Annotated in this window: 14 protein-coding genes and 1 pseudogene; 4 read left to right on the forward strand and 11 right to left on the reverse strand. The window is 69.2% G+C overall.

Annotation, left to right across the window (positions count from 1 at the left end; all coding sequences use genetic code 11):
- Positions 1-38 precede the first annotated feature (38 nt).
- Positions 39-2,351, forward strand: coding sequence for a glucose/quinate/shikimate family membrane-bound PQQ-dependent dehydrogenase (locus GGR16_RS07465; protein ID WP_183316148.1), 2,313 nt, complete (start codon positions 39-41; stop codon positions 2,349-2,351).
- Positions 2,352-2,823: 472 nt separating this feature from the next.
- Positions 2,824-3,003 carry a hypothetical protein gene (locus tag GGR16_RS07470; RefSeq protein ID WP_019401681.1) on the forward strand — a complete coding sequence of 60 codons (180 nt, stop codon included), beginning with the start codon at positions 2,824-2,826 and terminating at the stop codon, positions 3,001-3,003.
- Between the two features lie 23 nt (positions 3,004-3,026).
- On the opposite strand, the gene GGR16_RS07475 is transcribed toward GGR16_RS07470, so the two are convergent.
- The 8 genes and pseudogenes from GGR16_RS07475 to GGR16_RS07510 form a co-directional block, all read right to left on the reverse strand.
- Positions 3,027-3,782 (reverse strand): TIGR04290 family methyltransferase, encoded by a 756-nt coding sequence (locus GGR16_RS07475; protein ID WP_019401680.1) that lies wholly within the window; start codon positions 3,780-3,782, stop codon positions 3,027-3,029.
- The gene (locus tag GGR16_RS07480; RefSeq protein WP_183316149.1) at positions 3,760-4,809 is read right to left on the reverse strand and encodes a UDP-glucuronic acid decarboxylase family protein; all 1,050 of its coding nucleotides are present in this window, start codon (positions 4,807-4,809) and stop codon (positions 3,760-3,762) included. The genes GGR16_RS07475 and GGR16_RS07480 overlap by 23 nt, the downstream gene beginning before the upstream one ends.
- Before the next feature lie 18 nt (positions 4,810-4,827).
- The gene (locus GGR16_RS07485; RefSeq protein ID WP_053193957.1) at positions 4,828-5,925 is read right to left on the reverse strand and encodes a CgeB family protein; all 1,098 of its coding nucleotides are present in this window, start codon (positions 5,923-5,925) and stop codon (positions 4,828-4,830) included.
- A complete protein-coding gene (locus tag GGR16_RS07490) occupies positions 5,922-7,016 on the reverse strand; it encodes a CgeB family protein (RefSeq protein WP_183316150.1) in 1,095 nt (364 codons plus the stop codon). The genes GGR16_RS07485 and GGR16_RS07490 overlap by 4 nt, the downstream gene beginning before the upstream one ends.
- Entirely contained in the window at positions 7,013-8,143 is a 1,131-nt protein-coding gene (locus GGR16_RS07495) for a CgeB family protein (protein ID WP_183316151.1), read from the reverse strand. Before GGR16_RS07495 ends, GGR16_RS07490 begins: the two co-directional genes overlap by 4 nt.
- 1 nt (position 8,144) lies before the next feature.
- Positions 8,145-9,299 carry a glycosyltransferase family 4 protein gene (locus GGR16_RS07500; protein ID WP_183316152.1) on the reverse strand — a complete coding sequence of 385 codons (1,155 nt, stop codon included), beginning with the start codon at positions 9,297-9,299 and terminating at the stop codon, positions 8,145-8,147.
- Positions 9,296-10,369: pseudogene (locus tag GGR16_RS07505) on the reverse strand (NAD-dependent epimerase/dehydratase family protein); the annotation flags it as partial. The pseudogene GGR16_RS07505 and the gene GGR16_RS07500, both read right to left, overlap by 4 nt.
- 29 nt (positions 10,370-10,398) lie before the next feature.
- A complete protein-coding gene (locus GGR16_RS07510; protein ID WP_183316154.1) occupies positions 10,399-11,508 on the reverse strand; it encodes an NAD-dependent epimerase/dehydratase family protein in 1,110 nt (369 codons plus the stop codon).
- 188 nt (positions 11,509-11,696) lie between these two features.
- Between GGR16_RS07510 and GGR16_RS07515 the strand changes: the two genes are divergently transcribed.
- Entirely contained in the window at positions 11,697-11,966 is a 270-nt protein-coding gene (locus GGR16_RS07515; protein WP_019401915.1) for a hypothetical protein, read from the forward strand.
- Between the two features lie 98 nt (positions 11,967-12,064).
- Here the strand turns inward: GGR16_RS07515 and GGR16_RS07520 are convergent, their stop codons facing one another.
- Entirely contained in the window at positions 12,065-12,349 is a 285-nt protein-coding gene (locus GGR16_RS07520) for a hypothetical protein (RefSeq protein WP_019401914.1), read from the reverse strand.
- Between the two features lie 206 nt (positions 12,350-12,555).
- On the opposite strand from GGR16_RS07520, the gene GGR16_RS07525 reads away from it, so the two are divergent.
- Positions 12,556-13,143 (forward strand): sigma-70 family RNA polymerase sigma factor, encoded by a 588-nt coding sequence (locus tag GGR16_RS07525; RefSeq protein ID WP_019401913.1) that lies wholly within the window; start codon positions 12,556-12,558, stop codon positions 13,141-13,143.
- 13 nt (positions 13,144-13,156) lie between these two features.
- Here GGR16_RS07525 and GGR16_RS07530 read toward each other — a convergent pair whose 3' ends face one another.
- Positions 13,157-13,573, reverse strand: coding sequence for a hypothetical protein (locus GGR16_RS07530; protein ID WP_183316155.1), 417 nt, complete (start codon positions 13,571-13,573; stop codon positions 13,157-13,159).
- 11 nt (positions 13,574-13,584) lie between these two features.
- Positions 13,585-14,394 carry a TIGR02587 family membrane protein gene (locus tag GGR16_RS07535; protein WP_053193959.1) on the reverse strand — a complete coding sequence of 270 codons (810 nt, stop codon included), beginning with the start codon at positions 14,392-14,394 and terminating at the stop codon, positions 13,585-13,587.
- Positions 14,395-14,446: the final 52 nt, after the last annotated feature.

Raw genomic sequence — 14,446 nt, forward strand, 5'->3', positions numbered from 1 at the left:
CACGGCGCATGCATGCGAAGCGAGGCAAGGGAAACGACATGGCGGTCTTCTCGGCAATCGTCCTCTTCGTCATGGGAGCGGCGCTGGCCTTCGGTGGCGGCTGGCTCGTCGCCCTCGGCGGCAGTTGGTACTACCTCATCGCCGGCCTCGCCTGCCTCGTCACCTCGGCCCTTCTCTTCGTCCGGCAGCCGGCGGCCCGGACGGTTTACGCCCTCGTGCTCGCCGGCACGCTCGCGTGGGCCCTGTGGGAGGTCGGTTTCGACTGGTGGCCGCTCGGCACCCGCGGCGGCATCCCCGTGCTCGTCGGCCTGTGGCTCCTGCTGCCGTGGGCCGCGGGCGACGGACGCCGGTGGGATTTCGGCCGGATCGCGCTGGCGGCCGTCATCGTCGTCTCCATCGGCGTCGCCGGCTATGCGCTGACGCAGAACCCGCACGAGAAGTCCGGCACCCTGGCGGCCGGCGCGGGCGAGGCCGTCCTGCAGGCCGGATCCGTCCCCGACGGGGACTGGCATCACTATGGCCGGACCCTGCAGGGGCAGCGCTACTCGCCGCTGACGCAGATCAATCCGGGCAATGTGGCCCAGCTCGCGGTGGCATGGACCTATCGCACCGGCGACGTGCGCCGGGAGGACGATGTCGAGGAGACCACCTATCAGGTCACGCCGCTCAAGGTCGGCAACCTGCTCTATCTCTGCACCCCGCACCACATCGCGATCGCGCTCGACGCCGCGACGGGCGAGGAGCGCTGGCGCTTCGATCCCGAGATCCCGCTCGACCCGAACCGGCAGCACCAGACCTGCCGCGGCGTCTCCTATTTCGCCGGCACCGACCTGCAGGCCGCCGACGAAGCCTGCGCCACGCGCATCTACCTGCCGACGTCGGATGCCCGCCTCATCGCGCTCGACGCCCGGACCGGGCGGACCTGTCCCGACTTCGGCGAGGACGGAGCCGTGGACCTGTGGGCCAACATGCCGAACCAGAAGAGCGGCTATTACTATTCCACCTCCCCGCCCGTGGTCGCCCAGGGCCTCGTCATCATCGGCGGCGCGGTCAACGACAACTACGCCATGGATTCCCCCTCCGGCGTGATCCGCGCCTATGACGCCCGCAGCGGCGCGCTCGTCTGGAACTGGGATTCCGGCAATCCCGAGCGTACGGAGCCGCTTCCGCCCGGAGCGACCTATACGCCCAACTCGCCCAACAGCTGGTCCGTCTCGAGCGCCGACGAGGAGCTCGGCCTCGTCTACGTCCCGCTCGGCAACCGGACGCCCGACCAGCTCGGCATGGGCCGCAGCGACGCCGTCGAGCGCTTCTCGTCGTCGGTGGTCGCGCTCGAGATCGGCACGGGCCGGGTGCGCTGGGTCTTCCAGACGGTCCACCACGACCTGTGGGACATGGACGTGCCCGCCCAGCCCGCCCTCCTCGACTTGACGACGGATCAGGGCACGCGACCCGCCATCGTCATCCCCACCAAGCAGGGCGATATCTACGTGCTCGACCGCGCGACGGGCGAACCGATCCTGCCCGTGCGCGAGGTGCCCGCCCCCGGCGGCGCCATCCCCGAGGATTTCACCGCCCCGACGCAGCCGGTCTCCGCCCTCACCTTCAACCCGTCGACGCTGCGCGGCCGCGACATGTGGGGCGTCTCCCTGTTCGACCAGCTGGCCTGCCGCATCGCCTTCCGGTCGCTACGCTACGAGGGCCGCTACACACCGCCCTCGCTCGAGGGAACGCTCGTCTATCCCGGCAACTTCGGCACCTTCAACTGGGGCTCCGTCGCCGTCGACCCGGTGAACCAGACGATGTTCGGCATGCCGACCTATGTCGCCTTCACCTCCCGCCTGATACCGGCTGACGAGATCAGCCCCGATGCGCGCGCCAATGCCGGCGAGGCCGGCCTCAACCTCAATGTCGGCGGCCCCTACGGCGTGATCATGCAGCCGTTCACCTCGCCGCTCGGCCTACCCTGCCACGCACCGCCCTGGGGCTATGTCGCCGGCGTCGACCTGCGCACCGGCACGGTCGCCTGGCGGCACAAGAACGGCACCATCCGGGACGCGGCGCCCGTGCCCCTGCCCATCCGCATCGGCGTGCCGGGCATCGGCGGCCCGATCATCACCGCCGGCGGCGTCGCCTTCCTCGGCGCGGCGATCGACAATTACCTCCGGGGCTACGACGTGGCGACGGGCGAGACGCTGTGGGAGCAGCGCCTGCCGGCCGGCGGCCAGTCGACGCCGATGACCTACGAGGCCGACGGCCGACAGTTCGTCGTCCATGTCGCCGGCGGCCACGGCTCGATCGGGACGGATGCAGGCGACTACGTCATCGCCTACGCCCTTCCCCGCAACTGAGGCCGGAACAGGTCGCCGTGTCGGCGGTTAGAGGCGCGAGCTTCCCCGGGGGCCGAGACGCGCCGCCGCCACGATCGTTGAAGGAAGCGAACATGCCAATGTCTCATACCTTCGTCCCCATGCCCCGCAGACCCGTCGCCGCGATGTCGGAACCTCCGCGGCCGGGTCCGGATCCCGGACCGGAGCCGCCCATTCCGATGCCGCCGCCCCACCGGCCCATCCCGCCCGTGGAGGAGCCGGATCCCGATCGCCTGCCGGACGAGGTGCCTGACCCCAATCCCGACGAAACGGATGTTCCACCCCGCCAGGCACCGGGCGATCATCCGATCCAGCACCCGCCGCGCGGAGATTTTCCCGATACCGGCCGATAGATCGGAACACGTTGAAATCTCTGGCAAATGGTGATGTTTCGCTTGCAATCGCGATTGCAAGGGCCGAGGCTCACATGTGATTAACAATTGTTAGGGTCGCCATGGGCGAGAAGATCGGCAAGCACATGAAGGAACCGACTGCCTCGGCGACGTGCGCGAGAGACGTCAGCTTGCTGCTCGACGAAATCGAGCGCGAACCGGTGCCCGAGCGGCTGCTCGTGCTTGCCCTCGAGCTCCAGGAGGCATTGACGAGGCAACGGCGCGAGAAGGAGCAGGATTGAGCGACGCCGGCGGCTGCCGACGATCACAAGGGCGGCGGCTCGGCCGCGTAATGCCGCTGCCCCCGCCTGCAGAGATAGACCTCCGGCTCCGGCCGGTCGGTGATGACGAAGCCGGCGCTGCGCAGCATGGCTTCGACCGCAGCCCGGTTCGGGATGAACCAGTTCGTCGGATCGCCCGAATAACGCTCCTCGACGAAGAAGAGCTTCGGATAGTCCGGCCGCTCGAAGGCATCCCACTCGGCAAAGGGGTAGTCGTCGGCAAGGTCGGGCACCGTGTCCCAGCCGCGCATCAGGCTCTGGAACACGAGCATGTCGCCCGCCACGTGCTCGTGTATGAGGTCGAGCGCCAGCAGCGGATGGCGCAGGTGATAGAACACGCCCATGAACAGCACGATGTCGAAGCGCTGGCCGAGCTGCCCCACCTCGTAGACCGACATCTGCCTGAGCTCCACATCGACGCCGGTCTGCTCGGCGGCGAAGGCGGCCTGCTCGAGGTAATGGGGATCGGCGTCGATGCCGACGACACGGCCGGCATTCCGCTTCTTCATCTCGATGAGGTAGAAGCCCGCGTTGCAGCCGATGTCGAGCACGCTGCGACCTTCGAGGTCCTGCGGCAGGGCATGGGCGAAGCGGGCCCATTTGAAGGCCGGATAATCGCCGAGGAAATGGTCCGGCGCCGTCTCCACGCCCTGGATGCGCAGGTTGTGGAACCACGGGCCGAGTTCGGCGATGCGGCGGCGGATGTCGACGGTCGCGTCAGATCGTTCGTTGAGTTTCATTGCTCTGCTGCACCCGTTCCTTGAGACGACGGGGCTGGCGGCGCCGTTTGTCGCCGTTCGCCCGCGCCGATACCCTGAACCAGTCGATCGTGAGATCGAGTCCCTCTGTGAGCGGCACAACCGGCTCCCAGCCGAGCACGTCGCGCGCCCGCCCGATATCGGGCCGCCGCCTGAGCGGATCGTCCTCCGGCAGGGGCAGGTAGACGACGCTTGACGGCGAGCCGGTTCCGTCGCGGACGAGACGGGCCAGCTCATTCACCGTGAACTCGCCGGGATTGCCGAGATTGACCGGCGCGCCCGGGTTGGGTTCGACCCGCATGAGCCTCAGGAGACCCTCGACGAGGTCGGAGACGAAGCAGAAGGAGCGCGTCTGCTCGCCATCGCCGTAGACGGTGAGCGGCCGCCCACCCAGCGCCTGGTAGATGAAGGTCGAGATGATGCGGCCGTCGTCCGGCTGCATGCGCGGACCATAGGTGTTGAAGATGCGCGCGACCCGCGCATCGACCCGGCCGAGGCGCAGGAAATCGAAGCACAGCGCCTCCGCCGCCCGCTTGCCCTCGTCGTAGCAGGCACGCGGGCCGGTGCAGTTGACGTTGCCGCGATAGTCTTCGCGCTGCGGGTGCTGCTCGGGATCGCCGTAGACCTCGCTGGTGGACGCCTGCAGGAAATGCGCGCCATGCTCCTCCGCCAGCGTCAGGAGGTTCGCCGTGCCGACCACGCTCGTCATCATCGTGTGGACCGGCGCCGCCTGGTAGCGCGGCGGCGATGCCGCGCAGGCGAGATTGAAGATCTCGTCGAGCTCTTCGTCGATCGCGAGGCTCTCGCTCACGTCATGCTCGATGAGCCGGAAGCGCGGGTGGTTGTCGAGCGGGGCGACGTTGGCGCGCCGGCCCGTCACGAAGCTGTCGACGCAGATCACGCTGGCGCCCTCGGCAATGAGCGCATCGCACAGGTGCGACCCGACGAAGCCCGCTCCGCCAGCGACGAGAACCGTCCGCACGCGCCTGCCACGAACCGATGCATCCATCTGCCATCTCCTGCCGTCTCACTCGGCCGCCACCGTGCGGAGCGGATCGACCGCCGTCGTATCGAGCGCCGCCACCATTTCGCGGGCCCGCGCCCTGCCGGTGTGTCCGGCCAGGACGCGCCGGCGCGCCGCTGCCGCGATCTGCCGGCGCCGGGCGTCGGATATCCGCGTCAGCGCGGTGACGACATCCTCGCCAGTGTCGGCGATGACGATGGCCTCGCCGTCGGGGAAAAGCCCGTCGAGCCCGCGCCAGCGGTCGCTGATCACCGGGGTGCCGCAGGCGGCGGCCTCGAACAGCCGCACGCTCGGCGACCATCCGGCGGCGATCATGTCGGCCCGCGTCACGTTGAGGGTGAAGCGCTGCCGGCTGTAGAACGAGGCATGCTCGCCCGGCGGCAGATGGGTGATGCGCTCGACGTTGTCCGGCCAGGCGATGTCAGGCGGATATTGCGCGCCCGCCACCACGAAGCGCAGATGCGGCAGCCGCCGCGCCGGCCCGATCAGCAGGCGCTCCAGGGCCGGCTGCCGGTCGGGGCTGTAGGTGCCGAGATAGCCGAGGTCCCATCGCGGCGCTTCGCCGGTCGGCTGGTAGGCGGCAGGATCGACCGAGCAATGCAGCGCCACCGCCCGCCGGGCGCCGTGCTCGCGCTCGAGCCGCTCCAGCACGTCGCCGCTGGAGAAGGAGAAGTAGATGTCGAAGAGCGGCACCTGCCGCCGGGCGAGGTAGTCCTCCTCCCCATGCTCCAGCCGCCGCATCGTGACGGGGGTGTCGATGTCGTAGAAGCTGAGGTTGGCGAGGCCTGCCTTCGCAAGGAAGTCGATGACCGCGGCGCCGTCGGGCACGAAGGAGCCGACGATGACCGCATCGGCGCGACGCAGCGCCGGCAGGAAGCGGCGCAGCCCCTCGACGCTGCGATAATAGGCGAGCCGGCAGAAGTCGGGCTTCGGCAGGTCACGGTGATCGGCGTACCAGGACACGTCCCGCTCGAGGAACAGGATATCGTGCCCCTCCTCCGCCAGGCCCCGCAGCAGGGCCCGGTAGGTGGTGGCGTGGCCGTTGCCCCACGAGGAGGACAGCGACAGGCCGAGCACGGCGATGGACAGGCGCTTGGTCATTCGGCAGCCTCGACGTTGCGGGACCGGACAAACCGGCGGAACAGGCGGTCCACCTGCTCGGCCCGGTGCTCGTAGGTATGCTCGGCGAGGATGCGCGCCCGCGCCCGTTCGCCGATGGCCCGGGCCCGTTCGGGCGTCAACGCGGCGAGCGCCTCGGCGACGTCGCGCCCGTCGCGGGCGACGAGCACCTCCTCGCCCTCCTTCAGGAAGAGGTCGAGCCCCTCCCATGCATCGGTGATGAGACAGGCGCCCGCCCCGGCGGCCTCGAACACCCGGGTCGCGGGCGAGAAGCCGTTCTCGGCCATGCTGGCCCGGCTGATGTTGAGCACCGCCTTCGGCGTGACGTTGAAGGCATTGTGGTCGCGCGTCGGCACATGGCCGAGGGAGCGCACGTTCGCCGGCAGCGGCTTGTCGTCCCAGCCGGCGCCGCCGAGGAGGAAGCGCTGCCCGGGCAGGAGGCTGGCCGCGCGGAGGAAGAACTCCTCCACCCGCGCCTCCCGGTCCGGCAGGCGGTTGCCGAGGAAGGCGAGATCGCAGGAAAAGCGCTCGTCCGGCGCCACGGGATGATGCGTCTCGGGATCGAGCGCATTGTAGACCGGGATGCAGCGGGCGGCGCCGAAGCCTTCGTAGGCCCGCACCACGGGATCGCCACCGCCATAGGTGAGGACGAGGTCGAGCCGTGCGAGCGCGCGGTGCAGCGCGTGCCCCGGGTCCTGCGCCATCTCCGCGAGGGTCGCCGGAGCGTCGACGTCCCAGAAGATCCTGATGGCGTCCGGCGCCGCGGCATCGAGCACGGCCGCGAGGATTTCGTCGTCCGCGAAGCCGACGCCGCTCGCCTTGACGACGACATCCGCCTCGCCGGCGCGGCCGGCCACCGCCTTCAGCGCATCGCTATTCGCCTCGTAGACGACCACGCGGCACCACGACGGCGGCTCGATGTCGCGATGCTTCTGCCTGTCATAGGCATCCGGCTCGTAGAACGTGATGTCGTAGCCGCGCGCGGCGAGCGCCTTGAGCAGGCCCCGGTAATAGGTCGCGGCACCGTTCCAGTAGGACGACACCAGGCTCGAACCGTAGAAGGCGATCTTCATCGTGCGGCGGCCTCCATGAGCGGGATCTGGCGCCGCACCGCATCCGTGCCCCTGCGGGCGATCAGCCCGAGGAGTTCGTCGACGCGGTGCGCGCAGGTGTGGCGGGCCAGGATGGTCCGAAGGCCCGAGGCGGCGAGCGATGCCGCAAGGGCGGGATCGTGCAGCACGTCGCGGAGCATCCGCGCCATCGCCTCGCCGTCGCTTGCGACGAGGAAGTCCTCGCCAGGGCGGAAAAGTCCTTCGCTGTCGGACCAGGGGGCCGAGATGAGCGGGATGCCGCAGGCCAGCGCCTCGAAGACGCGGATGGTCGGGATGCCCGGCAGGGCCTCCACATAGGGCCGGCGCGGCACGTGCACGGTAACCCGGTGGCGGGCGAAGGCGACGGGCACGTCCGCATTGGCGATCCAGCCGCGGTACTTGAGGCCGGTCGTCGCCAATTGCTCCAGCGCCTCAGGCGGATAGCGCACGCCGCGCACCTCGCCGGCAAGGCCGAGCCGGCGGGCCGGCTCGATCAGCATCGCCGCGAGTTCGGCCGAGCGTTCGCCGTCGCCCCAATTGCCGATCCAGACGAGATCGCCCCGGCGCTCCTCCTCGAGCGGCCGGAAGAGCCGCGTGTCGGCCGCCTCGTGCCAGGTCGCCACCTCCCCGCCCCAGCCGGCGGCGAGATAGCGCTGCCGCAAGGCTTCGCCGAAGGCGAGAACGCAGTCGTAGTCCTTGAGCTGCAGCGCCGCGATCTCGGGCCGGGCCGAGACGGCACGGTGGTGCGTGTCATGGAAGATGAGCGTGAAGCGTCCACCCTCGCGCCGCGCCCTGCCGATGCGGGCGACGAGCGCGGGATCGGTCCACTCGTGCACGATCACGACGTCGGCTTCGTCGAGCGCCTTCTCATGGGCGAAATCCGGCCCGTAGACCTGCGACCGCAGCATCGGGAAATCGCGTGCGAAACGCTCGACCGCCACCTCCCCCTGATCGGCGAGGAGATTGGTGCGGCTCCAGCCGTCCGCGGGCTCGAGCGCGAGCGCCTCGTGCCCCCGCGCCAGAAGCTCGCGCATGACGCCGCGCAGGAAATGCGCATTCCCGTGGTTCCAGTCGGAGACGAGGGAATGGGTGTAGAAGAGGAAGCGCATGTCAGATCCTCGCGATGGCGATCTCTGCGGGCGTCGCGGCGAGCGAGCGGTAGAGGGCGGCCATGGCCTCGGCCTGCGCCTTCAAGGTGTAGCGGCGCGAACGCATCAGCGCCTTCCGGCCCATCTCGTCGCGCCGGGCGGGATTGGCGGCGAGCTGGGTGATGGCGCGGGCGAGCGCACGCGGGTCGCGGGGATCGACGAAGAGCGCCGCCTCGTCCCACAGCTCCCGGTAGGTCGGGATGTCGGCGAGGATGAGCGCAGCGCCGAGCGCGGCACCCTCGAGCGGCGCGAGGCCGAACGGCTCGTAGAGCGAGGGCGAGACGACGATGCCGGCCGCCGCCATGCGGGCAAGCACCTCCGCATGTGGGATTTCACCGAGTTCCACCGCATGCCTCAATGCCGTGCTCTCGCCGTTCGGCCCGGTCGTCGGCCCGGCCATGAGGACGGGAACGTCGGTGAAGGCCGCCGCGGCATCGAGAACGGCGGCGTTCTTGCCGTCGTCCCACCAGCGGCCGGCCGCGACGACGCTGCCGTCGGCGCCCGCGCGCTCTTCCGTCGGCGCGATGCCGTTGCGCACCACCTTCAGCCGGTTGAGACGGCCGTAGCAGCGCTCGACGAGGGCGGCATGGCTGTCGCTGGGAACCACCACGGCATCGGCGCGGGCAAGGCCGGCCGCATTGCGCCGCACCTGCCAGCGCCAGCTCTCGGGCAAGGGCCCCTCGCGCATGGTCTCCCACCATGAGACGACGCACGAATGGGACACGACCACGACGGGCAGGATGGTGTGAATATCCGCCGCCTGCGTCGGCAGGTTGAGGTGCAGGAGATCGACCTCGTGCTCTTCGGCGAGATGATCGAGCACCCCGGCCAGCTGGTCGAGGCCGGCCTCGTCCGCGACCGTCCAGTCGAGCGGCGCATCAAGCCACACAAGGTCGCCGACCCGGCTCGCCTCCGCCACCTTTTCGGGCGAAGGCGGCGGCCCCATCCCGACGAGGATCGTCTGGATGCCGAGGGGCCGCAGCGCGGACGCGAGCGAGACCGCATAGCGCCAGACGCCGCCGACGGCATCGAGCGTCATCAGGACGCGCCAGCGCGCCTCGATGGCCGGCGCGGGAGCGGACGGAGCGGCGCCGTTATATGGCAGGCTCCCCCTCATGCCGTCGCCCTCTCCGCCAGCGCGTCGAGGCCGCGCTCCGCACGCAGCCAGGCGGCGAGATCGGCGAGCCCGTCCTGCCAGGACACACGCGCGCGCCAGCCGGTCGACGCCTCGATGAGGCGGGTGTCGGCGACGAAATAACGCTGGTCGCCCTGGCGCATGGCGCCCGGCACGATGCGCGGCTCCTCGTTGACGAGGCGCCGGATCTCGGCGAGCACCGCCCTCAGGCTGACGGCATTCGCCACGCCGCCGCCGAGATTGAACGCCCGGCCGCCGAGCCTGTCGATGCCGGCCAGCACGGCCCGGTAGGCGGCGACGGCGTCGCTTACGTGCAGGATGTCGCGCACCTGCTTGCCGTCGCCGTAGATATTGATGCTGCGCCCTTCGAGCGCCGCGATGAGGAAATGGGCGACCCAGCCCTGGTCCTCGGTGCCGAACTGGCGCGGACCGTAGATGCAGCTCATGCGCAGCACCGCGGCCGGGATGCCGAAGGAGGCCGCATAGTCGAGCACGTACTGGTCGGCGACGCCCTTCGAGCAGCCGTAGGGCGTGCAGAAGGCGAGCGGCCGGTCCTCGCCGATGCCGTGGCGGGCGATCACCGCATCCGTCGGCTCGTAGCGGTCCTCGCGCTCGACGAGGTCGATGTCGGCGAGCGCGCCATAGACCTTGTTGGTGCTGGCGAAGACGACGGGAATGGCCCGGCCCGTGCGGCGGATGGCCTCGAGCACGTTGAGCGTGCCGCGCGCATTCACCTCGAAATCTTCGACCGGCCTCGCAAGGCTCGTCGTCACCGCGGTCTGCGCAGCGAGATGGAAGACGGCCTTCGCCTCGGCGATGGCCGGCGCGATCGCGTCGAAATCACGCACGTCCGCCAGAAAGGGCCGGATACGCTCGCTGTGACGGGCCCTGAGCCAGGCGAGGTTCTCCACCACCCCGGGGCGGCTGCAGTCGTCGAGCACGATGACATCCTCGCCGTCCCGCGTCAGCGCATCGGCAAGATTGGAGCCGATGAAGCCGCTGCCGCCGGTGACGACGACCGGCCGTGCCCTCCGGCCGGCCGCGGGCGCGGCAGGACCGGCACGGTCTGGCGCCTCGGCCCTCATGACACGAGTCCCCGCTTCTCGAGGAGAGCCCGCATCTCGGCGCTGCGGTCGCTCGCCCCGACATCCGCAACCCAGGCGGCGAACTCGCCGAGGCTGTCCTCCAGCCGGTGGCGCGGCTCGTATCCGAGGAGCTCGCGCGCCTTGCCGAGATCGGCGAAGCAGTTGCGGATGTCGCCCGCGCGCATCTTGCCGAGAATCTCGGGCTCGACATCCGGCCGGCCGAGCGCTTCGGCGACGAGCGCGGCGACACGCCTGATGCTGTAGGAATCGCCGCTGCCGATATTGATGGCATGGCCCGCGGCCTGCGGCTTCTCCAGCGCGAGGCGGAAGGCGCGCGCCACGTCCTTCACATGGACGAAGTCGCGCCGTTGCTCGCCGTCCTCGAAGATGAGCGGCGGGTTGCCGTTGGCGAGGCGCGCGGCGAAGTTGGCGAGGACGCCGGTGTAGGGATTGCCGAGCGCCTGGCCCGGGCCGAAGACGTTGAAGAGCCGCAGCGCCACGGCATCGACCTTGTAGGCCTCGCCGAAGATCAGCACCGCCTGTTCCTGGGCGAATTTCGTCAGGGCGTAGATGGATGCAAGGTCGATGCGCTTGTCCTCGTCGGTGGGGACGGCGATGAGGGGCTGGCCCTTCTCGTCGTAGAGGTCCCACTGGCCCTGGATCAGCTGCCTGCGCGAGCGGCGTGCGCCATCGGCACGGTTGCCGTCGCGGGACTGATAGAGCCCCTCGCCGTAGACGCTCATGGACGAGGCGACGACGATGCGCTCGACCGGCCTGTCGATGAGCTCCTCCAACAGGACGGCGGTGCCGAGATCGTTGCCGCCGACATAGCGGGCGATCTCGTACATCGACTGGCCGACGCCGACCTCGGCGGCGAGATGCACGACGCAATGGACGCCGGCGAGCGCCTCGCGCACGGTGTCCCTGTCGCGCAGGTCGCCGAAGATGTAGTGGGCGCGGTCGTCTCCCCTGAACCCGCCTTCTGCGTGAACCTGCTCGACGAGGCTGTCGAGCACCCTAACGGCATAGCCGCCGGCAAGGAGTTCATCCGTCAGATGACGCCCGATGAAGCCGCAGCCGCCCGTGATCAGAACTGTCTTGGGCACGTTCGCTCCAGATGTATCGAGAAAACCGAGTTGCAGCGTCCGAACAATGCGCGCCAACGTTTGTTCCACCTCCTCGCCACGGGGTCCTCCTGGACGTGGCAAGGCGCTCCGGCGGGAGCGGACGCAGGAGGAACAATCGATGCCGCGGCTGGTTCGAACGGGCGTTCCACCACGCGAGGAGACAGCCGATGAGCGAAGCGAAGACCACCACCGATCACGCGGCCATCCGCAAATGGGTGGAAGCGCGGCAGGGCCGTCCGGCGCGGGTCAAGACGTCCGGCCCCGGCGGCATCCTGCGCATCGACTTCGGCAAGCCGGAAGAAAACCTCGAGGAGATCTCCTGGGAGGAATTCTTCCGCATCTTCGACGAGAACCGCCTCGCCTTCCTGCATCAGGAGCGGACGGAGGGCGGCGATGTCAGCCGCTTCAGCAAGTTCATCGAGCGCGACGGCTCCTGAGGCCGTCGCCCTCACCGTCGTTTCAACTTTCACGATTCCAGATCGGCACGGACCTCGCCGCAGCCGCCCCGACGAAGCGGGGGTGAAACATCGCCGGCTCAGGACTTGTCGCGGCGCCCGCCGGACCCGGAGCCGGAATCTCCCGAACGTGCGCCTTTGCCGAGATCGGTCCGCGCACGTTTGTCCTTGTCGAGCTTCTCGAAACTCTCGATCACGCCATCGGTGTCCTGCCGGACATCGGCCACGGCGCGGCGCTCGTTATGGACATTCCCCTGGTCGTCTCCCTGCAGGCGGTTGTTGCCCATGCGGTCGCTCGCGAGCTCGGTCTCGTCGAGCGGTTGCGGCGCCGCGCGTGACGCAGGCTTGCCTTGCCGTTTGGTCATGGCTTTTCTCCCTCGATAGGCCCCTCTAACCGCCCGCCATCGGCCTTGTTCCGGTCTTTCCCGGTCCGGGCCGGAGACCGGCGCGCCGGCGGCGTCGATTTCTCCCGAAGATCACGGAACTATCGGGCGGGGCGAACATTGTCCCAAGAGGACGGGCTGGAGGGGCGGCTCGGACACCAGCACACGATTTCGCGGAGGCAATCGCCATGCAGCCTGACCGAAGGCTCGAGAAAGGACACGCCTCGCACCAGCAATCCAGCTCCGAGATCGTCGCGCTCATTCCTGCCCTGCGTGCCTTCGCACGCACGTTCTGCCGCAACACCAGCGATGCCGACGACCTCGTTCAGGAGACCCTGACCAAGGCTCTCGCCAAGATCGAGCAGTTCGAACCCGGCACCAGCCTGAAGTCGTGGCTGTTCACCATCATGCGCAACACGTTCTACACCCAGGCGAAGCTCGCCCGCCGCGAGGCCCCGGGGGTCAGCGACTGCGCGTCGACGCGCCTGCGTGTCGACGCGACGCAGGAGTGGTCGACGCGCGGGCGCGAGCTTCATGAAGCCATCCAGCGCCTGCCGCCGCAGCATCGGGAGATCATCGTTCTCGTGGGCGTCCTCGGCATGAGCTACGAGGAAGCGGGCGAGATCTGCGGCTGTGCCCTCGGCACGGTGAAGAGCCGGCTCAGCCGGGCGCGGTTGCGGCTGCTCGAGGAGCTCGACGAACGGTCCGCCTCGAGCTGCATCGAGCGGACGGAGACATTTCCGACCGCTTCCCTGCCCAAGTCCGTTTCGCGGTGACGGCCGCCCCGTCTCACGGCTCGACATAGCCGGTCACGAACAGGTGCATCGTCGCATCGCTGCGCGGATCCTGTTCGAAGACGAAGGCGCCGCGCCGCTGCGACCGCTGGGGCAGGTAGTCGAAGCGCAGCTCCCTCGCCTCGTCGGCTCCCACTTCCCGGCGCAGCACCCCGCGCAATGTCACGTCCGATGCCGTGACGTCTCCCTCGTTGGTCACCACCACCTGCATCTGGTAGACGTTGCCGATCTGCTCGACGCTCTCCACCACGATCGAGAAGCGCGGCGGCTGCCCGTCCACCCAGGCGCCGAGACCGAGCAGGTAGCCCAGCAGCACGACGACGAAGAAGAAGGCGACGCCGCCGACGACCCATTCGAGCGACTTCTCGTAGCTTGCGGGAGCGCCGGCCTTGTCCTTTCCGTTCGTCCGCATGAACCTGCCTTCTACAGGATGAGCCGGGCAGCCGCGGCGCCGGCGGAAGAGGGAAAGCCGAGCACGATCGTCGCGGTGATGACCTGTTCGAGCGAGGTGTCGTCGGTGCGGCCGAACGTCCACAGGATGTACAGGCTGACCATCATGGCGAGCATGTAGCCCGGCAGCGTGAAACGGGCGAAGGCGCTCCACCAGGGCGTCTGCGGCGTGAGCTCCGTGCCTCCCCTGAAGCCCACGGCGAAGATGAAGCCGTGCATGACGAGCAGCGAGAGCAGGACCAGCGCCACGGCGTGCCAGGGCGTCATCCGGTAGGAAATGAGGATCATCTCCTCCGTCGGTGCCACGTTGAAGCCCAGGAACAACGCGCCGACCGCCATGAGGAACATCTCGCTCCAGTAGCTCTCCTGCTGGTCCTCCTCCTCCCGCCTCTCCGACCCGAGCTGGCTGCGCGCCAGGAGCGCCCCGATGCTCGCGGGCACCACCTGGATGGCGATCTTGCCGGTGATCTCATGGAACGACATGCCCGGACCGATGGCGCCGAAGACAGCGAGGGCGACGGCGCTCGTCACCATGCCGATGCCGAGCGCGAACAGGGCATCGGCCACATCCTCGCGCCAGGCGCGGGTCGTCTCGAAGCCGATCCGCCGCGACAGGAGGATGAGGAGCGGCAGGCACAGTATGAGCAGGAGCGCGAGGCGCAGCCGGTCCATGGAGAAGCCGAGCCACCACATCTCCATCGTCATGAGCATCGGCATGGAGAAGATCAGCGCGCCACCGAGCGCGCGCCCGGTATCCCGCAGGACCTTGCTTCGCGCGCGCATCCTCGTTCCGCGTTCCAAGCCGACTTTTCCCATCGGTCACCATCTGGGGCGA

This window comes from Chelatococcus caeni (assembly GCF_014196925.1).
GTDB classification, from domain to species: Bacteria; Pseudomonadota; Alphaproteobacteria; order Rhizobiales; family Beijerinckiaceae; genus Chelatococcus_A; species Chelatococcus_A caeni.

What these genes read in the sequence shown, in the direction of transcription:
- GGR16_RS07520 (WP_019401914.1), bottom strand. Translation starts at nt 12,349, where the DNA reads ATGACCAAACGGCAAGGCAAGCCTGCGTCACGCGCGGCGCCGCAACCG.
- GGR16_RS07515 (WP_019401915.1), top strand. Translation starts at nt 11,697, where the DNA reads ATGAGCGAAGCGAAGACCACCACCGATCACGCGGCCATCCGCAAATGG.
- GGR16_RS07495 (WP_183316151.1), bottom strand. Translation starts at nt 8,143, where the DNA reads ATGCGCTTCCTCTTCTACACCCATTCCCTCGTCTCCGACTGGAACCAC.
- GGR16_RS07530 (WP_183316155.1), bottom strand. Translation starts at nt 13,573, where the DNA reads ATGCGGACGAACGGAAAGGACAAGGCCGGCGCTCCCGCAAGCTACGAG.
- GGR16_RS07465 (WP_183316148.1), top strand. Translation starts at nt 39, where the DNA reads ATGGCGGTCTTCTCGGCAATCGTCCTCTTCGTCATGGGAGCGGCGCTG.
- GGR16_RS07480 (WP_183316149.1), bottom strand. Translation starts at nt 4,809, where the DNA reads ATGGATGCATCGGTTCGTGGCAGGCGCGTGCGGACGGTTCTCGTCGCT.
- GGR16_RS07500 (WP_183316152.1), bottom strand. Translation starts at nt 9,299, where the DNA reads ATGAGGGGGAGCCTGCCATATAACGGCGCCGCTCCGTCCGCTCCCGCG.
- GGR16_RS07525 (WP_019401913.1), top strand. Translation starts at nt 12,556, where the DNA reads ATGCAGCCTGACCGAAGGCTCGAGAAAGGACACGCCTCGCACCAGCAA.
- GGR16_RS07470 (WP_019401681.1), top strand. Translation starts at nt 2,824, where the DNA reads ATGGGCGAGAAGATCGGCAAGCACATGAAGGAACCGACTGCCTCGGCG.
- GGR16_RS07535 (WP_053193959.1), bottom strand. Translation starts at nt 14,394, where the DNA reads ATGCGCGCGCGAAGCAAGGTCCTGCGGGATACCGGGCGCGCGCTCGGT.
- GGR16_RS07485 (WP_053193957.1), bottom strand. Translation starts at nt 5,925, where the DNA reads ATGACCAAGCGCCTGTCCATCGCCGTGCTCGGCCTGTCGCTGTCCTCC.
- GGR16_RS07475 (WP_019401680.1), bottom strand. Translation starts at nt 3,782, where the DNA reads ATGAAACTCAACGAACGATCTGACGCGACCGTCGACATCCGCCGCCGC.
- GGR16_RS07490 (WP_183316150.1), bottom strand. Translation starts at nt 7,016, where the DNA reads ATGAAGATCGCCTTCTACGGTTCGAGCCTGGTGTCGTCCTACTGGAAC.